Below are 23,070 nucleotides of genomic sequence, written 5' to 3'. Positions count from 1 at the left end.
TCATTGGTCATTAAGGAAACATTTGGTGATTTCTGTCGTCTAAATACTTATCTAGGATCTATTACTTGCAGAAGGAGCGGAAAATGAGAATGAGAAGAGCTGGGCTTCGTGTATTGCTGCTTTTGTTACTGCCTTTATTATTTTTAACATCCACCGGACAAGAAGCTGCCGCAGCTGGTAGCAGCACAGGCAGAATTATTATGGACAATCAGGAACTTGCTTTGCCAAAAGGAATTAAACTCGAAAATGTAAATGGAAGCGTTATGATTCCGGTCAGAGTGGTAGTAGAGAATCTTGGATTCGAGGTGTTATGGGAGCAGCAGACCCGGAAAGTAACCGTTCACCAGGATGGTAAAAGCATTGAGCTGGCGGTAGGACGGAAAACAGCTGATGCAGATGGGGTGACATTTGATTTAAATGCAGCTCCTAAACAGAGTGGCGGCACAGTACTTGTTCCAATTCGTTTCGTAAGCGAGCAGTTCGGCTTAAAGGTGGGCTGGGATAATGTTGATAAAACCGTCTATTTGACAGGTGGACAAGTTAGCAATCCTGCAATGACACCTGAGGGGAATACTACCAATCCAACAGCAACTAATACACCTGCTGCAACTCCAAGTGCTACGCCGGGAAGTGACAACGGGACAACTGCTGGCAGTGTAGTAACTTCACCCAACCCGACACCAGTTCCACAAACAACCACGGCACCGGGAAGCACAGCAGGAATTCCAACAGGCCCTCTAGTAAACGGGGCAGTATTCACTGAGAACCGGCTTATTATCGCTGTGTCGGGGGCTACTAAGCCAAACGTTACAAAAATGAGCAACCCTGATCGAATCGTCGTAGATTTTCCGGGTGCTGCGTTCGATCCGAATTTCATTGGAAGTCTTACGGGTGTTGCCACCACTGGCGGTCCACAAGGTAAGCTGGACGTTACCGGCTATCCTCTTGTTTCTGAGATCCGGTATGCACTGTTCAGTGTGAGTCCGTCTACTGTCAGATTCGTAATTCAAACGGTTGGAAATCAACCGTACCAGCTTAGTACGGATGAAAGCACCGGGCTGGTTACGATTGATTTGAATGTAACTAACAGCGGAGGCACCACCACAGGGGCTAATGGAACGTTAGGTAAGCCAATTGTAGTTCTAGATGCGGGTCATGGCGGAACTCAATCAGGAGCTGTCAGTCTCACAGGAAAGCTGGAAAAAGACTTCAATCTGGCCGTCATCCGCAAAGTACAAACGCTGTTAACGCAGGAAGCATTAGTTGACGTGGTGTTTACTCGAACTGACGATGCTACATTGGGGCTTCAGGATCGCGTGAAAATTGCGGAGGCTGCTAAAGCGAATCTCTTTATTTCAGTGCACGCGAATTCGCTAGATGTTGGATATCCAAATAGAGATAAAATAAATGGCAGTGAAACCTATTATTCTCGCAGTGATAGTCTGCCGCTTGCTCAGATTATGCATAAGCATTTATTAGCCGCTACTGGTTTTAAAGACAACGGGATTCGTACGAAAAGCCTTCATGTTACACGGGAAACCACAATGCCAGCAGTCTTGCTAGAGGTGGGATATCTTACAAATTCAGGGAATGAATCGGCGATGTATAGTGAGCAGCTTCAAGAGAAATTAGCGAGAGAAATTGTTGCCGGAATTAAGGAATATCTGGGGCTTTAAGACGTGAGGTTGGTGAGATTTCTCAATTTTTATGGAATATATTCGCAACCTTTATAGATTACCAGCGTCTAATAGAGGTCTGAGGTTGACGGAGACAGGGCACCACGATCGCCATTCACAGGCGAATACTAGATTCTTAGAGGTGAAGAATGAAGAAATTCAGTTTGATGTTGTTTTTGTTGCTCTTTGTGTTGGTTTTGCCTGAGCATGGACATGCTGCTGCCGCGAATAGCAAGATTTATCTGGACGGCAAAGAGATTACTGCAGGGCAAAAAGTACCGGTTGAAAATGTGAATGATACTATCATGGTACCGTTGAGATTGATCTCCGAGAGTCTTGGTTATACCGTGGGCTGGGATCAAAAAAGCAAAACGGTGACGATTGAACAGCAAGGTAAGGTCATCAAACTTATTGTTAATCAAAAGACAGCATCGGTTGATGACAAAACAGTACAGCTTACCACTGCGCCTGTCCTGCGGAGTGATACGACACTTGTACCTATACGGTTCATAAGTGAGCAGTTTGGTCTCACCGTCACTTGGGATAATGCAAAGAAGATCGTTTACCTTATTACCCCAGGATCCTCAAATGAAAACGGAAGTTCAGATGGAAACTCTGGAAATGGTGGATCTGAGGTTGTTCCGCCGGTAGATCCTACTAAGAATTTAACCATGATAAATGGTTTGAGCTTTAGTGAGAATCGTTTGAGCATTGCGATGGAAGGGAATTCCGAGCCAAAAGTAAGTGTAATGACAGGGCCGGATCGGTTAGTTATTGATTTTCCAAATGCCACTTTTTCAGATCTGTTTGGTACGGGACAAGTTCTTGATCCTGATCTGAATGGTAAACTGGAAGTGAAGGATTATCCTGATGTATCAGGTGTCCGGTATTCGCTTTATAGCTCCAATCCTTATACTGTACGTTTTGTAATTGATTTGAATTATCCTAAGAATTATAACATCAGCGTATCTGGAACGGATTCTAAGTTGGTTATCATTGACCTGAATGCAGAAAGTACGGATGATACTTCAACACAGCCAGGTAATGATGGCAAGAAGCTCGTAGTACTGGATGCAGGGCACGGAGCTAAAGATTCTGGTGCAGTAGGAGTAACAGGAAAATACGAAAAGAATTTTAATTTAGCTATAGTACTTAAGACAGCAGCATTGCTGAAAAAAGAAAGTAATATCGATGTCGTACTGACACGCAGTGACGATACATTCTTGGAGCTCAAGGATAGAGCGGCTATGGCTAATAATTTAAAAGCAGATCTATTCATTTCTGTACATGCCAACAGTTCCGCATCTTCTGCGGCAAGCGGGACAGAAACGTATTATCAGCGGGAAGCCAGTAAGGCCTTAGCGAAAGTAATGCATAAGTATCTTGTTGAGGCTACAGGGCTTAGTGATCGCGGTGTACGATACGGGAATTTCCATGTCATTCGTGAAACGAAAATGCCTGCTGTTCTACTTGAAGTAGGATACCTTAGCAATAAGAAGGATGAGACATTGCTCTTTACGGAAGCATTACAAAACAAAGTTGCTGCTTCAATAGTGAGTGGAATCAAGGAATATTTGGGTATAAAATAACAGACCAGTGGCAGACGAGCGCCGCAAAGTCAGCTTTCTGCTTTTATCTATAAAAAGGCAAGAAGTGGTTTTGCGGTACCTGTCTGCCCGTATTCATCTAGAGGAGGCGTTTATTAATGTTTAAACAAAAATGGACTATGGTTGGGGTTGCTGCGCTGCTTCTACTAGTGATTGCTGGCTGTGGAGATAAGCCTACTGCAGCTCCTGCTAATGGAGTGGAGCAAGATACTACAAACGTTGTAAGTGGTGCGGGAGAAAGTACCCCAGCTCCGTCTGATGATCAGGAAACCGAAGTGGCTAGCACTCCGCAACCGACAGCAGATAATACTAATGCAGAAACTCAGCCGTCTTCGAAGCCGGTAGAAAATGAGACACAAAAGCAAAGCCAGAGTATTGAAGTTTATTACACTGATTCGCAAATTATGGATTTAGTGCCTGCTAAGACTACGATTAACTACTCTGACGATGTTGAGAAATATACAGAGACGTTCAAAGCACTGCAAAGTAGTGAAAATACAGATCTTGTACCTTTATGGGGAAAAATTGAACTGAAATCATTAAAATTTGTAGAGGGTCAAATCGTAATGGATATTCACAAACCAGATGAAGCTCAGCTTGGTGCGGGTGGAGAATCCTTTGCCATTACTTCACTTGCCAAAACTTATTTTCAATTTGCGGAAGTAAAGAGTATCGAAGTTTTAGTGGATGGTGAAAAGGTAGAAAGTCTAATGGGCCATGTGGATCTATTGCATCCTATGACTAGAGATAATTCTTAATTGGTTATGCAACAAAGGAATTAGGCTTCTAGCTGACGAATTTTTAAACATACTATTTATTTGAGTCATAGAGAGGGGAATAATCTATTGTCCGCGCAAAAAAGGTCAAAACGTCCATTGAAGGCTTATTCTAATAAAGCAGTGTCGGCTGTTATGGCTGGCGTTATGGTTTTTGGTGGTGCAAGTGCAGTGTTTGCAGACACAGCTGCCACTACACCGACATCAACCACTACTCAATCTGTAGGGATTTTTAGTGATGTGAAGACAGGCTTCTGGGCTGAAAAACATATTTACAAACTCGCTTCACAAGGAATTGTGGTTGGGAATAATGGATTGTTCCGTCCAGGTGATTCTGTAACTCAGCAGGAAGCAGTGCTTATGGCCCTGCGGTTTATGAAGCTGCAGGATAAAGTGGATGCTTCTTCTGCGGTAGCATTGCCTACCGATTTTAAGGTTACGAATTATTACAAGGATTATGTTGTGTTAGCTTTTCAACAAGGATTACTCGATAAAGCAACCGAAATGGCTCCAGATAATCTGAAGACTTCTTGGGGAGAGCGTAAAGCATCCCGGGAATGGATTGCGGAGCTATTAATCCGCTCCCTTGGAAAAAGCGCAGATGCAGCAGGGGCCGCTAGTGAGCCAACTGGCTTTGCGGATGATACCAAAGTGTCTGCCAACAAACGTGGTTACATCAACGTTGCCGTTAATTTAGGCCTAGCCAATGGACTTGACGGCAATCGTTTTGATCCGCAAGGCGCTGTAACACGTGCGCAATTGGCGACTTTTTTCAGTCGCGCTGAAGCTCACAATACGGTTGAATATGACAACACAGTATCAGGAACGATCAGTCAATTAGCTGATGGGAAACTATCCGTTTATAACAACGGAAAGACTTCTACATATACCCTGGGAGCAAGCACTGCTTATTACACAAGTGCTTCTGAAAGCAGAATCAATCTAAGTGATGTCCAACCCTACACTAAGGTTACTGTGATTGGCGCGACATATAACGCGGCTTATGTTGAAGTGACTGACCCTACACAACAAGTAGAGACTCTGTCAGGAAACTTTGCCATGGTAGCTCCAGGTAATAAGCTTTGGTTAAAGTCACCAACAGGATTCACTGAATACTACTACGATGAGACTACTTCCTTTGTGGATGTAAATGGAGCTGGAATTGAACCTGCTTCGCTGGTAACAGACAGTGTAGTTTCACTGCAACGTGAAACGTACAGTGGTTCGCATAAAGTAGTAAAGGTTCAAGTAACTTCAGGGGTTGTTAACAAAACAACAACAGGCACTATTCAAAGTGTAGATCTTACTGGTAAAAGCATTACTTTCAAAAATACTGCGGGTACTGTAGAAACTTTTAAATGGGAAGATGGGACTTCATTATTCAGCTCCCAAGCATCAGTGTTAAAACCTGCAGATTTGAAGACAGGTAATGCGGTGAAATATACGATTCAAGATAATGTGATCCGCACTGTAGAAGTGACGGAAGGTGTTGAACGGACAGTTGAGGGGGTACTTACCGAGCTGACTAGTTCCACAGTTGTTTACAAAAAAGCGGACGGAAATCGTGAGGTTAAACTGCTTGGCACTAAACCGACGATTGTTATTCCGAACATGAGTGGAGCAGTAGCTGATGATCTTATTGCTGATGCAGTAGGTGGGGACAAGATTCAGGTTACCTTAAACAGCAGCGATCAAGTCACCAAAATTGAAGTGTTAAGCCGTCAAATTGAACAGTATAGTGGAGCAGCGGTTATAGACTATAATTCTAAAACACAGCTGTTGACGGTTATGGATACTAACAATAAGGCACATGTGGTTCAGTTGGATGAAAAAACAAAGCTGTCCTATGAAGGCGTACTTCCTAACTTAACTAGCATTGGGGCAAGACTGACCGAGAATCGCAAGGTGAATATAAAGGCAATCGGACAACGTGCGTTATCGTTGGAAGTTGTTACGAAGTATGAAGGAACCGTCACTTCAATCAATGTTGCCTCAAGAACTATAGTTATGAAGCTAAATGACGGACAGAGTCTGACACTGCCAACTCCACAGTTTATTGATATCTTTGGTAAAACGAATCCAACCGTAACAGATGTTCCTGTTGGCAGTTATGTGACAGCCTCGTTAACTGCAAATCAGGACCTAGTCGCTGTCCTGAAAGTAAAGTCAGTTCTTCAGGTTGAAGCTGCAACGGTTAATTCTGGAACCAACCGTTTGAGCATTAAATGGAATGGGGGAACCAGCGAGATCAATACTTATGCTATCCCGATGACCAATGAAGCTGGTGAAAGCATTAAGCTAACAGCTTTAAAAGCGGGTGATTATCTTAACGTGACCTTCGATGGGAGCACACCACTGGCTATTCAAGTAATTAAGCTTACAACAGGTCAGGTAAGTTCTGTAGATAGCGCTGGGAATAGCTTGGTTGTAAAAGATTTTGCTGGAGCAACACAGACTTTAGCGGTGAGCGGAGGAGTCAAAATCATTCGTGATGGCTCCACAACGACTGCTCTTAGCAACTTGACCACAGGTGACCGAGTAGAGATTCGTAAGGATACGGATGGATCTACAATCGTTCGTGTAATGTCTCAACTTAGTAGAACATTCTCACGCTATGAAAGTGCAACTAACTTATTGTCGACTAAGAGAGCTAATCTAAATGATAAATATCAATTCTTTGCTCCTGCTAATGTTTATATTCATCAGGGAGATTCGACTTTATCCGTGCAATCTTTGAAAGAAAATGATAATATTATAATGTATTTCAATAATGATATTTTGGTTGAAATTGTGAAACAATAGTTGCAATGGTGGATTTCTGAGTGAATCACCGTCTTGACACAGGGGGCTTTACCTGCGTCAAGACGTTTTTTTTGAAATATAAGAAAGTATAAGTATTGCTCCTATACTGTATGTCTTATATTTCTCGCTTAAACGCTTACTGTTCTTATTAGGACAATCAAGGCGTTAATACTTGAAATATAATGCCAGTATCGTATGTGTTGAAATGTATGAATCCATACGTTATAATACATACTTTGCTTATATTTCTAACATTTGAGGTGAGACGCTCGATAGAATTTTCTGAGCGTTTTTGCTCCGTGGAGGGGACACTATGAAAGCTGCAGACGTCCGCCACATTTTGGATACGATTGGAGATTTGTTTCCGGATGCACATTGCGAGCTGAATCACAGTAACGCTTTTGAATTGACAATAGCGGTGCTGCTGTCAGCCCAATGTACGGATGCAACGGTGAACAAAGTGACCGAGGACCTGTTCCAAAAGTACAAAGCCCCCATCGATTATATTTCTGTGCCGCTGGAGGAATTGGAGGGGGATATCCGGCGCATCGGCTTATATCGTAACAAAGCTAAGCATATCCAAAGCCTGTGCTCTATACTCATAGAACAGTATGGCGGAGAAGTGCCTGAGGCACATGACTTGCTTGTAACGTTGCCAGGAGTAGGTCGTAAAACCGCTAACGTAGTAGTATCCAACGCATTTGGAGTTCCTGCCATTGCTGTGGACACTCATGTGGAGCGGGTTGCTAAACGACTTGCATTGGCAGGCTGGAAAGATTCTGTGCTGGAAGTGGAGAAAAAGCTGATGAAGGCTGTGCCACGTGATGAATGGACGCTCACGCATCACCGGCTAATCTTTTTCGGACGATATCACTGTAAGGCTCAGAATCCAAAATGTCAGGTTTGTCCGCTCCTTGATGTATGTCGAGAGGGCAAAAAACGTATGAAAACGGCTGTCGTCAGGAAAGCTAAAGATCATACGCCAAAAAGTTAAAAGTTAGAGTTGAAGAAGAGGATGGGATAGAGATGAAATGCATTTCTGTATACACAGATAATTTTGAGGTATTCTCGGATATTTTTGACCGCGTAGTGGAAAGCCCGCTGGAAGAAAATGAAGAGCAAGAAGTAGAGGGCATTACGATCAGTCATTCCGGTGACGTGCCTGAGCACTATCTGGAGCGTATGTCTGTAAAACCAGAGGTTGTCGTAATGAGAGACAAATCTCGTGGATTGACTATTCTGCAGCACGGAAAAGTATTCGAAATTCTGTTGCCTGTTTTGGAAACTGCATAATTGAGAAGTGACCTGAAATGGAGTCGGCCCTTGGGGCTGGCTCCTTTTTTTATTGAATATCTTTATATTTCTACGAGAAACGACTGTTGGCTTTACAGGACGACAACGTCGCTTCTTTTTTTTATCATTTCGTAGGAGATGATAGGTTATTTTGTAAGTAGTGTGTATTTAATTTGTGTCAAACTGGTGATAAACTGTAATTATTATTTATAAAAAATGTTCCGCGCTAAAGTTCAGAAATTGCACCTATATAAGTTTTGCATAAAAAAGAGCTTAAATCAGTATTCATGAATGGATTAAGATCAGTGCATGATTAGAAGGTAACTGTGGAGGTGGAATGTCTGTGGGAGCGGAACAGGTTAGAATTCAGAGAGAAACATTAAGTGAAACAGCATCGCAGCTTTCCCGGCTGAAAGATTTAATGCGCCACTGGGGCGATGAGAGTGCTGAACGAATATATGAAGATTTACAAAATAAAGAGGGTGGGAATGAACTGACCCTTGCTTTTTGTGGGCATTTCTCGGCAGGGAAATCCAGCATGATTAATCTTTTATGCGGCAGCTCAGTGTTGCCTTCCGGACCTGTGCCGACTAGTGCCAATATTGTTTCTATTCGCAGCGGGGCTCCACGAGTGCTTATCTATCCAAGGGTTGAGGGAAGTGAAAATGAATCTACCCCTGTAGAGACAACACCAGAAAGATTACAGGAATATTGTCGAAATGGCGGAGAATATTCCGCGATTGAAGTCTGGAATGAGATTCCTCTTCTAGGGAAGCATGGTGTTCTATTGGATACGCCTGGCGTTGATTCGACGGATGATGGCCACCAGGCGGCCACTCGTTCCGCGCTGCATTTAGCTGATGTCGTCTTTTATGTTATGGATTATAACCATGTTCAGTCAGAGAATAATTTGGCTTTTGCCAAAAATCTCAGTGACTGGGGCAAACCGCTCTATCTTATTGTTAATCAGATAGACAAGCACAGAGAACAAGAAATTTCCATTGAAGAATATAAACGCCAGCTTGAAAATGCTTTTGAGCAGTGGGGGATTCATTGTGCGGGGATTCTGTTTACCTCACTCAAAATGAAAGAGCATCCACTGAATCATTGGGATAATCTGCTGAACCTTATAACAGAGCTGTTGGAGCACAGGGAACAATTGCTTCAATATAGCTTGTCACGTTCCATTCATCATACAGCAGATTCTTCGCTAACCGCGTTCCGTGAAGATCAGCAGGAGGAACGGGAAACTTTTTTAGCTGAGCTAGAGGGTGCAGAGGTTACAGTTGTGATGGATGAGCTGAAATCGTTGGATGAAGAGAAGGCACTGCTTGAGGAGCTGCCTCAGCAATCACGAGCTAGCCTGCGAAGTGATCTTGATGCCTTACTCAATAATGCTAACTTAATGCCTGCGGATGTTAGAGAGGCGGCAGGGAGCTATGTGGAGAGTGTCAGCCCAGGCTTCCGCTTAGGTTTGTTCTCTACAGCCGGACGACGGGAGAAGGAGCAAGGCAAACGACTGGATGCCTGGCAAGGATTACTGGTCCGAGAGGTTTCCGCTCAGCTGGAATGGCATCTGATTCAGCTGGTACGTCAATGGGCGGAGAATCTCGGACTGTGGGCAGAGGAGGCAGAGACGACTCTGAAGCAAGGGTTCCCGGCGGTGAGCCAGGAATGGCTGGCGGCTGCAGTTAAGCCGGGAACGGGGAATAGCGGCGAGGCGCTGCTCAATTTCTGCCGCACACTTGCGGCAGATCTGAAGAGCCAATTCCGCCGCGCTGCGCTGTTAGTTGGCGATGAGCTGCTGGCGAAGCTGCCATCGCTTATCGAGGAGCAGCGCGCGGAACTCCAGCGCCGCGAACAGGCCCTTACGCGGCAGGCGAGCGCTGCCCGCGCGCTAGCCGCCCTGGACCGCGCGGCTGACGCCCGCGCGCACGAGCTAGCGGCGCTGCTGCCGCCGCGCCGGACCCTCACCCCCGGCATCCTGCCGGAGGTGAGGGTCACCCCGCGTGCGGCTGCGCAGAGCGCCGCACCGCGGGCGACCCAGCCGCGCGAACGCGCCGCGGCTGGAAGTGCCGCCGCCGCAAGCTGGGCGGCGGGAACGGCTTCGCCGGCGGGCGGACGCCGCCGGCTCTCGGCAGCCGCTGACGCGCTGGCGGCTGCGGCAGAGCTGCTGCGCCGCGAGCCAGCGATGGCATCGGCGGCGCGCAGTCTGGCCGCACGGGCGGAGGATCTCGCCGGCGGCCGCTTTACCCTTGCGCTGTTCGGTGCGTTCAGCGCAGGCAAATCTTCCTTCGCCAACGCTTTGCTCGGCGAAGAAGTGCTGCCCGTGTCGCCACACCCTGCCACGGCCGCAGTTAACCGCATATTGGCGCCGGAAGGAGACTTCCGCCATGCCAGCGCGGTTGTAACGATGAAGAGCATGGCGGATTTCTGGGATGACATCTGCCATTCCTTCAGCGTGCTGCAGCTTGGAGAGCCGCAACAGGATACGTGGACAGCAGTACTTGCGAGCCTGCCAACACGGGGAATTCACCCCTCTGCGCTGCCGCATGCAGGATTTCTAAGAGCCGCAGCATCCGGTTGGGCTGAAGCTGAGCCGCTATTAGGAACGGTGCGGACTGTTGATTTGGATGAATATCGAAACCTAGTTGCGGAAGAGACCCGGGCTTGCTTCGTGCAAGGGATTGACCTATATTATGCCTGTCCTTTGACGGAGAGCGGGATTGTGCTCGTAGATACACCAGGAGCAGATTCACTGCATGCACGCCACACTGGCGTAACCTTTAGTTACATGAAAAATGCGGATGCGATCTGTTTTGTGACCTATTATAACCACGCCTTTTCGAAGGCGGATCGCGGCCTCTTGGCCCAGCTGGGCCGCATTAAAGATAGCTTTTCTCTCGATAAAATGTTCTTTATTATTAATGCCTCCGATCTCGCTTCAAGCGAAGAAGAACTAGATGAGGTTAAAGCACATGTCGTTCAAAATCTGCGTGCCGGAGGTTTGCGGTCTCCGAGAATCTATGCTTTGTCCAGCTTGCTTGCTCTAGAAGCTAAAATTCAACATAATCACGATCTTTATGAAACCTCCCGCTTCAATGAATTTGAGCAAGCATTATCCAGCTTTGCTGGTGATGAGCTTCCACAGCTTTCACTTAACGCAGCTGCTGAGAGCATCGCATCGGTTCGGCGCCGGGCTGAGGAATGGCAGAATCTGGCTTCCAAGGCGGCGAACGAGCGTGAAGCCGGGTTAAAAGAACTGCAGGAAAGGCGGCAGTTCGCCATGAAGCGGTTATCTCTTTTGGAGACTGAGGAACGTCCTAGCAGAGATCTTATTCATGAAAGTGAAGAACTGATCTATCATGTGTGCCAGCGGATTAGCTTCTCCTTCAACAGAAATTTTCAGGAATCTTTTCATCCCTCCTTACTGCGTGAGGATGCAGGGAATTTAAAAGCCATTTTCTCTGCCTGTGGTGCCGAACTAATGCGTACTACTCAGCGCGAGCTTGAGCAAGAGCTATGGGCAACAACGCTGCGGCTAGAGAGCACGGGACGCAGGCTTGTACATGAAGCTGCTGAAGCGGCAGCTACAGAGCTACTCTTTTCCACGGAGGAATTTCATCTTATGGAGAATGAGGAGCAGGCTTGGCCATCTCCTAAGGATCTGGAATGCCAGCTTCAGCCTGTGCAGTGGTCCGCTTTATGGGGCCATTTCAAATCCCCGCGTTATTTCTTTGAGGGAACTGGGCGGGAGTTGGTCAAAGGTGCGGCAGAGCCGCTTTTGAAAGAAGCGGTTAATCTTGCAGCGGCAGAGCAGAAGGAAAAATTAATCGCTCATTACGTCGAGAATATCAGCAGAGAATTAAAATCTGCTGCCGAAAGCCTGCAAGAAGGGCTTGCGGAGCAAGAGAAAGCGATGTTAGATCTCCTTAAAGGGGGTGAGACTGCAGATCATTGGGGCCAAATAAGCCACCAATTATCACGTCTAGAACAAACTTTCGTTGATAAAGTCGACAAAGTTCTGTGAAGTTTGTAGGAAAATGTCGAAGAACACTTGCAATCTGGCGTATGATGGATGAAAATAAAGAAGCCTGAAAATATACAATGAAACTGTTACGTTTTCTGAAATTCATAAAAACGAGACAGTCAATTTGCCGAAAGAGGTTGGAATCGACAATGTGGGGAGCTCCTTTTTCAGCTCAAAGCCGCAAGCTGTTGCTGCTGGGCAGCGGGGAACTGGGTAAGGAAGTCATAATTGAAGCTCAACGCCTTGGCGTAGAGACCGTAGCTGTAGACCGTTATACCGATGCACCGGCGATGGGTGTAGCTCATCGTTCACATGTAATTGATATGCTGGATGCAGAGGCGCTGAAAGCGCTGATTCGCTCTGAGAAACCGGATGTCATTGTTCCGGAGATTGAGGCAATTGCCACTCATGCTCTTCAAGAGCTTGAAGAAGAAGGCTTTTTCGTTGTTCCGACGGCGCGGGCGGCTCGGCTGACCATGGACAGAGAAGGGATTCGTCGTCTTGCGGCTGAAGACCTTGGACTGCCAACTGCTGATTACCGTTTTGCGGATAGTCTGGAAGAGCTGCAACAAGCTATAGCCGAGCTAGGCACTCCTTGTGTCATTAAGCCGATTATGAGTTCTTCTGGCAAGGGTCAGAGCGTATGCAAAAGCCCTGAAGATGCAGAAAACTGCTGGAACACTGCTTTGGTTGGAGCGAGAGCTAAAGGAACACGAGTTATCGTGGAGGCTTTTGTTACTTTTGAGAGCGAGATTACTCTTTTGACGGTGCGTTCTGTGTCTGGTACGGTATTTTGTCCACCTATTGGACATATTCAGAAGGATGGAGATTACGTGGAATCCTGGCAGCCTCACTTTATGAAGCCAGAGCTGCTTGAAGAAGCGCAATCTATTGCAAATGCAGTAACGGATCAGCTCGGAGGTTTCGGTATTTTTGGAGTGGAACTTTTTTTGACAGATCGAGGCGTATTGTTCAGTGAAGTGTCACCTAGACCCCATGATACGGGGATGGTCACGATGGCGACGCAGGATTTATCTCAATTTGCAGTGCATGTCAGAGCTATTCTTGGTTTTCCTGTCCAGTCAGTACAATTGCTGACACCTGGTGCCTCAGCTACGCTGAAGGCTGATGGAGAAGGACGAGCCTTTGCTGTGACCGGAATTGGTGAAGCTTTGGAACTGCCTAGGACTCAGGTTCGCGTATTTGGTAAACCGGAAGTTCGTCCTGGTCGGCGGATGGCAGTAGCGTTAAGTGCGGCGGAAGATGTGGAAATCGCGCGGACGATAGCCAAGCAGGCGGCGTCTATGCTAAAAGTGGAGGTATATGAGGATGAACAGTAGTACCATGGCACCTGTACTGGAAATTCGCAAATGCGGCTTGAATGATCTGGAGAGAGTTACAGCGCTTCTGCGGGAATTCGGCTATCCAACAACGCTAAGCGTGATGAAAGAGAGACTGGAAAGCATGGAGAACAGCAATCTCCAATGCACACTTGTAGCAGAGCTGAACAATGAAGTTGTGGGTATGATCGGCCTTAGACAGGTAAGCTCGTATTACAAACAGACAGATTGTATCACTGAGATTACTGCACTTATCGTATCAGAAGAACTCAGAGGAAACGGACTCGGTAAAAGACTTGTGGCCGCAGCAGAAGAATGGGCACGTGAGCAAGGTTGCTGTCAGCTTTTCCTTAGAAGTGGCAACCGCGTAGAACGCGCACCGGCACATGCTTTTTATCGTCATATCGGTTTCGAAAAGACAGCAGGCTATCGCTTTAACAAAGCGTTGCTATAATACTTATAGGTTACCGATCATCCCCATCCCAGCTACGGCGGGATGGTTTTTTTTGCTCTGGAACTCTTTTTTTATATGTATTTAATATATTAATACCTAAAACTATTTAAATAACTTAACCATAGATGGATTGGTTTGAATCATATACAATAAAATTTATGACATCTAAAACGTTTCCAAAGAGGGATGAGACATGTATAAGCTAGTTCTTGCTGAAGATGAAGAAGACGTTAGGGAAGGCGTTATCGGGCAGATTGACTGGGAGCGTTACGGATTTGAGATTGTCGAGCAGGCGGAGAATGGACGGGAAGCTGCGGATGCCATAGACCGTTTGCTGCCGGATGTGGTAGTTACCGATATCCAAATGCCTTTTATGAATGGACTTCAGCTGGCTGAATGGATTCGTAGTCATCATCCTAACACTAAGATTATCATTTTGACTGGGTATGATGAATTTGAATATGCTCAGAAGGCGATAAAATTGCAAATTGATGAGTATATTTTGAAACCGTTCTCTTCACAGGAATTAATTGAAGTATTGCTTAAGGTTAGAGCCACTATCGAGGCTGAAATTGCAGAAAAAGAAAATGTATTTGTACTCAGTGAGCATTACCGGAAAAGTCTGCCTGTGTTAAGGGAGCAATTTTTATCGTCCCTTATTTCGCGTAGATTGCGTACGGATGAAATTGCTGAGAAAAGCACTGAATATGGCATAAAATTAACGGGACGGTGGTTTCAGGCTTCGGTAATTAGTGTGGATTATATTCGTCCTGAGCGGGAATCTGCTGGGGGTGCAACAGGCGGGCAAATTTCTTTACGAGACACTGGTGAAAAGAATTTACAGCTATTCGCTGTGCTGAATATTGCTGAAGAAATATGCTCGAAGCATGGTTTTGGAAGGGTGTTTATTCATCGTGATGAGGTCGTATTGCTCACAATCCATGAAGAAGGGGAAGAAACTGATATCACTGGAAAGACTTTTGAGCTTCTTGAAGAAATCCGCCAGAACGTACAGCGTTTTCTGAAGCTGACGGTAACGGCAGGCTCCGGAACGGTCTGTTCATCGCCTGCTTTGTTATTTAATTCTTTTGGGGATGCCTTGCAGGCATTAGATTATCGGCTTATTCTCGGCAATAACCGGGTGATCTGGATTGAGGACGTTGAGTCACGTTCCAGCACACTGCTAACCTATGATGAACTAACCCAGCAATCCTTAATCCGGACGATTAAACTAGGTACGGTGCAAGAACTCAAAGAGGTTGTTGAGGAGTTATTTGCCGGTCTTGACGCAGAGCAGGTGTCTACACAGGATTATCAGATTTTTTTGCTGGAGATTTTTACATCTATCCTGCGAGTGGCTAAAGAATCCGGCAGTGAAGCTGCAAAGTATATTGGTTCTGGCATTTCGTCGCTAACTGCCATCAATAAATTTAATAGTATGGCCGAAGCCAAGCAATGGATTATTGCAGTCTGTAGCGGTTTAATGGATACGATTGCATTAGAACGTCAATCTTCCTATAAGCTGCTTATTGATGAAGCTAAAGAATATATACGCAGCCACTATGTTGAATCTGATATTTCCATCGGCAAGGTTTGTCAGCATTTACATATAAGTACCGGCTATTTTAGCAGTATTTTTAAGAAGGAAATGAAAATGACGTTCGTTAGTTATCTTTTGCAAATTAGGTTAGAGGCAGCCAAGGAACTTTTGCGGTCCACGGAGCTGAGGGCTTTTGAAATCGCAGAAAAAATAGGTTTTGCCGATCCTAACTATTTCAGCTTTTGTTTCCGCAAAAAATATGGCCAATCTCCTAAAGAGTATAAAAACAGCTCCAGAGGAGGGTAAAGATGCTGAAGGATAAACCTTATTCCTTTCCTCTAAGACCGCAGCATCCCAAAGGCGGAAAACGTCGGTTGTCCTCCAAGCTCCGAAGCATTCAAGTTACGATTACACTCACTTTTACATCTGTTGCCGTGCTGGTAGCTGTCGTTGTCAGCCTTATGCTGTACAACAAGTTTGCCAAGACCGCAGAAGAGAATGCCAATATGAATATGCAGCAGATCATTGAGCAAGTGAATTACAATCTGGGTCTTTATGTTAAGGGAATGCGCAATATTTTTGAGACAGCGGAGGAGCAGATTACGAATAGCCCTTCCGTGGATTCCGCTTTATTGACGGAAAGAATGGCTATGCTAATGGGGAGCAGAGAGGATCTGGTCTCGGCGGCTGTTTTTACACCACAGGGGAAATATGTCGTGGGAACACCCGGTCAGAAGCTGCGCAGCAACACACAGCTGGAGACTCAGAGCTGGTTTACGACGGCGCAAAGAACATCAGAGCTCTCCTATTCCGCACCTCATATTCAGAATTTGTTCAAAGGTCAATATATCTGGGTCGTGTCTATCAGCAAATTAATTCAATATAAGGAGAACGGAGTCTTAAAAACCGGGATCCTGCTGATGGATTTTAACTTTCGAACCATTGATGAGCTGAGCAAGCAGGTTAAGCTTGGCAAAAGAGGATACGCTTACATCCTCGATCAGCTAGGAAATATTGTGTACCATCCCCAGCAGCAGCTGATTTACGCTGGCTTAAAATATGAGAATGTGGAGCCAGTACTGGAATATGCTTTTCGTAGTTATTTGGATGAGTCTACGGGTGAAAAACGTTTTATCACCGTAAGAACACTGGAACAGACAGGCTGGAAGATCGTGGGCGTGGCTTATTACGATGAGATTGTAACCACCAAACGCGATCTAAACACTTTTTTATCCTGGTTTTTAGCGGTAGTCATTTTATGCGTAATTATTGTATCCGTCTTTTTATCTGCACGTATTGCCCGCCCTATCCGCAAGCTGGAACGGACGCTTCAGCAGGTGGGCGAAGGGGATCTCAACACCCGAATAGATGTCAGTGGGGCGTATGAGGTGGAACAGCTGTCCAAACGGTTTAACCTTATGCTGCAACGTATCCGCCAACTGATGGATCAGATTATTTATGAACAGGAAACCAAACGTAAAGGTGAGCTTGAAGTACTGCAATCCCAGATCAATCCGCACTTTCTGTACAATACCTTGAATTCTGTGATCCGGCTCGCTGAACGCGGCAAGACTGAGGAGGTAGTCACGATGATTCAGTCCTTATCGAAGTTTTTCCGGATTAGCCTTAGTAAAGGGAATAATATGATTACCGTGCAGGAAGAGCTTGATCATGTTCGTCATTACCTTGTGATTCAGAGCTTTCGGTTCAAAAATAAGTTCCGCTACGAGATCGAGGCTCAGGATGAAGTGCTGCAGTGTCAGACTATTAAGCTAATTTTACAACCTATTGTGGAGAATGCCCTGTATCACGGGATTGAAATGATGCCTGATGAAGGTTTTATTTCGATCCAAGCGGAGCTGAAGGATGATCTTGTCATCATCCGCATTCGTGATAATGGACTGGGAATGTCCGAGGAGACTATGAAGGTTCTTTTGACTGGCGGCAGTAAGAGTATGCATGGCTCCGGGGTAGGCGTTAGAAATGTAAACGAGCGTATTGAGCTGTATTATGGGCGTGATTATGGTCTTTCTTTTGAAAGTGAAATTGAAGAAGGCACTACGGTTACTCTTATCTTCCCGGCACTCGCAGCAGGCGAGGGCAATCCTGGACATGAGGAGGATGAGACATCGGTATGAGAATCGTTCGTTTTTGGCTAACCCTGCTGGTATGTGTGGTGTTATGGACAACTATCACCTCTTGTTTTAATTCGGCACCTAATTATATCAACACGAACAAAACCCGCAATATTCATCTTATTGTAAAAATGAACAAAGGTGACTATTGGAATACAGTTAGATTGGGTGCAGAAGCCGCGGCACAGGAATTTAATGTGAAACTAACGTTCAAAGCTCCGAATGCTGAGAGTGATATTGCGGAACAGGTCAGAATGGTTGAGGACTCCATTAAAGAAAAAGCGGACGTTATTATTTTAGCTGCCAGTAGCTATATGGGACTTGCACAAGTGGTTGATCGGGCGGCATATTCCAAGATTCCCGTATTGTCTGTGGATGCAGAAGTCGGTTCGGCCAGAGTAAGAGCCTATGTGGGTTCAAACGGTTATGAAGCGGGACAAAAGTCTGCAGAAAGACTCATTCAGCTGCTAAATGGATACGGGGAGGTCGGCATCATTAACTTCACAAATTCATCTTTGGGGGCGGAGCAGGAGTCTTCAAACGGCATTGAATATGGTGCTAGGGACGCGGAGGAGCGGGAAAAGGGATTTTTAAATTACGCTGCCCGATATCCGAACATACAGGTAGTAGAGATTTCTTATACCACTTCGAGTATTAGTGATGCTGAAGAGCTGACACGGTTAATGCTGCTGAAACATCCAAATCTTCGCGGGATCGCCAGCTTGAATGAGACAGCTTCACAGGGGGCGGCAAAAGCTATCCAGAGCCGAGGGCTGCATAATATTAAAATGGTTGCGTTCGACAGCTCCCCGTCAATGATGGAGTTGCTGCAGGAGGGTACGGTTCAAGCGACCGTAATCCAAAATCCTTTTAGTAACGGGTATTTAGCCGTAAAACATGCCGTTGAGGTAATCGAAGGAATGGATGTTCCTGAACGTGTCGATACGGGCACTAAACTCATTGATTTGGACAATATGCTGTGGCCTGAGAATCAGAAATTGTTATTTCCCTTCGTCAGATAGTGGACGGTTTATTTTTGAAAAGACGAATGCCATCCTTAAAATGGGAGGTATTCGTTTTTTGGGTTCAGTAGAATTTTTATAAAAGTGAGTAGGATTTTATATTCGAAACCGTTTTCACCTAAGGCATAATATGGATGTGCCCGAGAGAATTCAGGGTTAAACCAAAAAAAAGAAGTATAAACAGGAGGTCAATGAATAATGAAAAAAATCACTTCCGTTCTTTTAGCAAGCGCAATACTGGGTGCCGCCCTGGCAGGCTGTGGCAATAGCAACAATAATGCAGACAGTGGTAAAGCTACCAACGCTCCAAAAACTGAAAATGCGGGCTCTTCCACTGAAACGCCAAAAGTAGGGGTAGCCATTTACAAATTTGACGATACCTTCATGACAGGTGTTCGTAACGCAATCGACACTGCTGCCAAAGGCATTGCTACTGTAGATATCGTAGATAGCCAAAATTCTCAACCCACACAAAATGACAAAGTTGACTTGTTCATCACCAAAAAATATAAAGGCATGCTGATCAATCCGGTTGACCGTACTGCGGCTGGCGTTATTATCGAAAAAGCAAAAGCGGCAAATATTCCGGTGGTTTTCCTGAACCGCGAGCCGCTGCCAGAAGATATGAAGAAATGGGATAAGGTTTATTATGTAGGCGCTAAAGCGGAAGAATCCGGAACTATGTCCGGTCAACTGATCGTGGACTACTGGAAGGCACATCCTGAAGCGGATAAAAACGGCGACGGTGTCCTTCAATACGTAATGCTAAAAGGCGAACCGGGGCACCAAGACGCTGAGCTTCGTACTACTTACTCCATCCAAGCAATTGAAGATGCCGGCATCAAGGTAGAAAAGCTGGCTGAAGATACTGCGATGTGGGACCGCGTAAAAGGGCAAGAAAAAATGGCAGCGTTCCTTGGCTCCCATGGCGACAAAATTGAAGCTGTGCTTGCGAACAACGACGATATGGCTCTCGGTGCAATCGAAGCACTGAAAGCTTCAGGTTACTTCACGGGTGATAAATTCATGCCTGTAGTAGGTGTAGATGCTACTGCTCCTGCGATTCAAGCGCTACAAGATGGAACGATGCTTGGTACCGTGCTGAATGATGCGAACAACCAAGGTAAAGCTGCGATCACAGTTGCTGCTCTGCTTGCTAAAGGAGAAACACCTACAAAAGATAACGTAGGCTTTGATATCACAGACAACCAATACGTGTGGATTTCCTATAAAAAGATCACCAAAGACAATATCGATGACGCCAAATAATAACGCTCTAATCTAGATGGAATTCATGATCATATGGCAGCAACGGGGAGCGGATATTCGCTCCTCGGATTTCTTTCAGGCAGGGAACAGGATGAAACCGCTGTGCCTCTCATGAAAAAAGAAAAAAGCGTAGGGGGCGTAACAACATGGAAAAAGCTGAGTTTTTGCTAGAAATGAATGACATTACTAAAGAATTCCCCGGCGTCAAAGCGCTGGATGCAGTTAGTTTAAAGGTCAGACCAGGTTCGGTGCATGCCCTTATGGGCGAGAATGGTGCGGGTAAGTCCACTTTAATGAAATGTCTCTTTGGTATTTATTCACCGGATGCCGGTGAGATTTTTTTGGAGGGTGAGAAGACCTCTATCGGAAGCTCAAATGACGCTTTGAAAAATGGGATCTCCATGATTCACCAAGAGCTGCATCCCGTGCCGTTCCGAAGTGTGATGGAGAATATCTGGTTAGGACGTTTCCCAACCAAAGGGATTGGACCTTTCCAGTTTATTGACCATAAGAAAATGTACACTGACACGGAGAATTTGTTTAAAGATCTGGATATCGATCTGAATCCCGAGACATTAGTGGGTAAGCTGTCTGTATCCAAAATCCAATCCATTGAAATTGCGAAGGCTGTCTCTTTTCACTCCCGCGTTATTGTAATGGATGAACCTACTTCCTCCCTGACCAGTGTGGAGGTGGAGCATTTATTTCGAATCATACGGGACCTTAGGAGTAGAGGCGTAGCTATTATTTATATATCTCACAAAATGGAAGAGATTCTCGAAATTTCTGACGAGGTTACCATTATGCGGGATGGTAAAAAAATCGGAACCTGGCCAGCGGTGGAATTGACTACAGATCTTATTATTTCCAAAATGGTCGGCCGTGACTTGACCAATCGATTCCCAGAACGCTTTAACGTGCCTGGCGAAGTATATATGAAGGTGGAAGGATTAACCTCCCCTGAAGAAAGATCGTTTAAAGATGTTTCTTTTGAATTAAGACGAGGTGAGGTTTTAGGGATTGGTGGTCTGGTAGGCGCTCAGAGAACAGAGGTTATTGAGGCATTATTCGGCCTGAGGGCTATCAAATCGGGGACGATTTCTATCGATGGTAAGCGCATTCATATCCAATCTCCCAAGGATGCTAAGAAACACGGAATGGCTTTGCTTACGGAGGAACGGCGTGTCACTGGTATTTTTCCAGTCTTGTCTGTTCATGAAAATGGCGCAATCGCTAATCTGCATCGATACCAGAAACTACTACTTCTACTAGATGGAAAAAAGAAAAAAGAAGAAGTCGATAAAATGATTGAAAAATTACGGACCAAAACTCCAACAACCAAAACGCTGATCATGAATCTTTCTGGTGGTAATCAGCAAAAAGTGCTGCTCGCCAGATGGCTTCTAACCGAGCCCGAAATCCTGCTTCTGGACGAGCCGACTCGCGGTATCGACGTAGGGGCTAAATTCGAGATTTATTCGATTATTGCCGACTTGGCGCAGCAAGGGAAAAGCATCATTATGATCTCCTCAGAAATGCCGGAGCTGCTCGGAATGTCTGACCGTGTGATGGTCATGTCGGAGGGTAGGCTTACCGGAATACTAGAAGGCGAGCAAGCTACGGAAACCGAAGTTATGCGGCTCGCTGCACAGCATTAGGATAGGATTTCAATGATAGTTTTGCTGGGCGAAACTAGATTTGGTTTACGAAGAGAAGTACTCTTCGCGTAACTTTAAGGAGGAACACTACTAATGAACGCTAAAAGAGCCCAATCTTTTATTACTCAAAATGCTATTTATATTGTCTTGGTAATTCTAATTATGGGTATTGCCTTATATGAGCCGGCCTTTATCTCTGTAAATACTTTACGGGACATTCTAATTCAGTCGTCAACACGGATTATCATCGCGCTTGGTGTTGCCTTCATCCTTATCACAGCTGGGACGGACTTGTCTGCTGGACGTGTGGTTGGTTTTACAGCGGTAATCTCTGCTTCGATGCTGCAAATTCCGGATTATTCCCGGCGCTTTTTTCCTGATCTGCCGCAGGTGCAAGTGTGGCTTCCGATCCTTATAGCTATTATCGCTGGCCTTCTCTGCGGACTCGTCAATGGTATTGTCGTCTCCAAGCTGAACGTCCCGCCGTTTATCGCAACACTGGGTACGATGGTTATCGTCTACGGCTTGAATTCCTTGTACTTTGACATGGACCCCAACCAATCACAGCCGATTGGCGGTCTGCGTCCAGATTTCACTACAATCGGTTCCGGGTTTATCGGCAAGGGGCAATATTCAATCCCGTATATCGTGCTGATAGCCTTGGGTGTCGCCGCCATCGTATGGGTGGTGTTCAATAAAACTAAGCTGGGCAAGAACATGTACGCTATCGGCGGTAACATGCAGGCAGCTAAAGTATCTGGCATCGATGTTTCCAAGAACTTGATCTACATCTATGCGATTGCTGGAGCCCTTTATGGTTTGGCGGGTGTGCTGGAGGCTGCCAGAACAGGTGGCGCAACCAATAACTATGGTAACATGTATGAGCTCGATGCGATTGCTGCTTGCGTCGTGGGCGGGGTGTCCACAACCGGTGGTATCGGAACAGTGCCAGGTGTTCTGGTCGGTGTTATTATCTTTACCTTAATCAACTACGGCCTGACCTTTATCGGCATCAGCCCTTACTATCAGTTGATTATCAAAGGTCTGATCATCATCGCCGCGGTCGCATTTGATATGCGGAAATATTCTTCGAAGAAGTAGTTGTGTGGGGGATGTGTGGTGATTATAGCGTTTGCTATTTATGGCAAACGCTTTTTGGTTTGTCCATTTCGCTTGCGGATATAAGCAACTCGTAAGAATCAGTTCATAAGTACCAATTCATAAGTACCAATTCATAAGTACTGAACGTCGCCCCCTTGCTCCTCGCATAGGAAAACTACGCACGAGCACGAAAACTACCCACTAAAATGCCACCACGACCAAATAGTGTCACCACCACTAACACACAGATCATCAATGGCTACTACCAACATGAAACAAATACACCACTAAAACTACCCGCCAAAATGCCACCACGACTAAACAGCGCCAGCAACACTAACATCAACATTACTTACCACCACCAACT

General features: G+C 45.6%; 15 protein-coding genes. All 15 read left to right on the top strand.

The window, feature by feature from the left end:
• The first annotated feature begins 83 nt into the window (after positions 1-83).
• The 15 genes from NST94_RS19910 (at position 84) to mglC (ending at position 22,703) form a co-directional block, all read left to right on the top strand.
• Positions 84-1,676 (top strand): N-acetylmuramoyl-L-alanine amidase family protein, encoded by a 1,593-nt coding sequence (locus tag NST94_RS19910; protein WP_081383401.1) that lies wholly within the window; start codon positions 84-86, stop codon positions 1,674-1,676.
• 149 nt (positions 1,677-1,825) lie between these two features.
• On the top strand, positions 1,826-3,265 hold the full coding sequence (locus NST94_RS19905) for an N-acetylmuramoyl-L-alanine amidase (protein WP_076302739.1): 1,440 nt from the start codon (positions 1,826-1,828) through the stop codon (positions 3,263-3,265).
• Positions 3,266-3,381: 116 nt separating this feature from the next.
• Positions 3,382-4,041, top strand: coding sequence for a GerMN domain-containing protein (locus tag NST94_RS19900; protein WP_076281440.1), 660 nt, complete (start codon positions 3,382-3,384; stop codon positions 4,039-4,041).
• 87 nt (positions 4,042-4,128) lie between these two features.
• Positions 4,129-6,861: an S-layer homology domain-containing protein gene (locus NST94_RS19895; protein WP_081383400.1), complete on the top strand. Its 2,733-nt coding sequence runs from the start codon at positions 4,129-4,131 to the stop codon at positions 6,859-6,861.
• A 313-nt stretch (positions 6,862-7,174) separates the two neighbouring features.
• Entirely contained in the window at positions 7,175-7,855 is a 681-nt protein-coding gene (gene nth / locus NST94_RS19890; RefSeq protein ID WP_036676333.1) for an endonuclease III, read from the top strand.
• Positions 7,856-7,887: 32 nt separating this feature from the next.
• Complete coding sequence (locus NST94_RS19885; RefSeq protein WP_036676334.1) at positions 7,888-8,154, top strand: hypothetical protein; 267 nt, start codon at positions 7,888-7,890, stop codon at positions 8,152-8,154.
• Positions 8,155-8,497: 343 nt separating this feature from the next.
• Positions 8,498-12,184, top strand: coding sequence for a dynamin family protein (locus tag NST94_RS19880; RefSeq protein ID WP_256721070.1), 3,687 nt, complete (start codon positions 8,498-8,500; stop codon positions 12,182-12,184).
• A 149-nt stretch (positions 12,185-12,333) separates the two neighbouring features.
• The gene (gene purT, locus NST94_RS19875; protein WP_076302737.1) at positions 12,334-13,524 is read left to right on the top strand and encodes a formate-dependent phosphoribosylglycinamide formyltransferase; all 1,191 of its coding nucleotides are present in this window, start codon (positions 12,334-12,336) and stop codon (positions 13,522-13,524) included.
• Positions 13,514-13,978, top strand: a complete 465-nt coding sequence (locus NST94_RS19870; RefSeq protein ID WP_232061416.1) for a GNAT family N-acetyltransferase — start codon at positions 13,514-13,516, stop codon at positions 13,976-13,978. The genes purT and NST94_RS19870 overlap by 11 nt, the downstream gene beginning before the upstream one ends.
• Before the next feature lie 193 nt (positions 13,979-14,171).
• Positions 14,172-15,824: a response regulator gene (locus NST94_RS19865; protein WP_076127582.1), complete on the top strand. Its 1,653-nt coding sequence runs from the start codon at positions 14,172-14,174 to the stop codon at positions 15,822-15,824.
• A gap of 2 nt (positions 15,825-15,826) precedes the next feature.
• Positions 15,827-17,656, top strand: coding sequence for a sensor histidine kinase (locus NST94_RS19860; RefSeq protein WP_081383399.1), 1,830 nt, complete (start codon positions 15,827-15,829; stop codon positions 17,654-17,656).
• A complete protein-coding gene (locus NST94_RS19855; protein ID WP_036685687.1) occupies positions 17,653-18,675 on the top strand; it encodes a substrate-binding domain-containing protein in 1,023 nt (340 codons plus the stop codon). Before NST94_RS19860 ends, NST94_RS19855 begins: the two co-directional genes overlap by 4 nt.
• A 198-nt stretch (positions 18,676-18,873) precedes the next feature.
• On the top strand, positions 18,874-19,944 hold the full coding sequence (locus tag NST94_RS19850) for a galactose ABC transporter substrate-binding protein (protein ID WP_094903385.1): 1,071 nt from the start codon (positions 18,874-18,876) through the stop codon (positions 19,942-19,944).
• A gap of 146 nt (positions 19,945-20,090) precedes the next feature.
• Positions 20,091-21,602: a sugar ABC transporter ATP-binding protein gene (locus NST94_RS19845; protein WP_076302735.1), complete on the top strand. Its 1,512-nt coding sequence runs from the start codon at positions 20,091-20,093 to the stop codon at positions 21,600-21,602.
• Positions 21,603-21,695: 93 nt separating this feature from the next.
• Positions 21,696-22,703 carry a galactose/methyl galactoside ABC transporter permease MglC gene (gene mglC, locus NST94_RS19840; protein ID WP_076127586.1) on the top strand — a complete coding sequence of 336 codons (1,008 nt, stop codon included), beginning with the start codon at positions 21,696-21,698 and terminating at the stop codon, positions 22,701-22,703.
• The last annotated feature ends 367 nt before the right edge of the window (positions 22,704-23,070 follow it).

This window comes from Paenibacillus sp. FSL H8-0282, assembly GCF_037963825.1.
Classification (GTDB): Bacteria; Bacillota; Bacilli; order Paenibacillales; family Paenibacillaceae; genus Paenibacillus_AQ; species Paenibacillus_AQ odorifer.
Note: the sequence above shows the minus strand (reverse complement) of the source record. Positions and strands in the feature narration are given on the sequence as shown.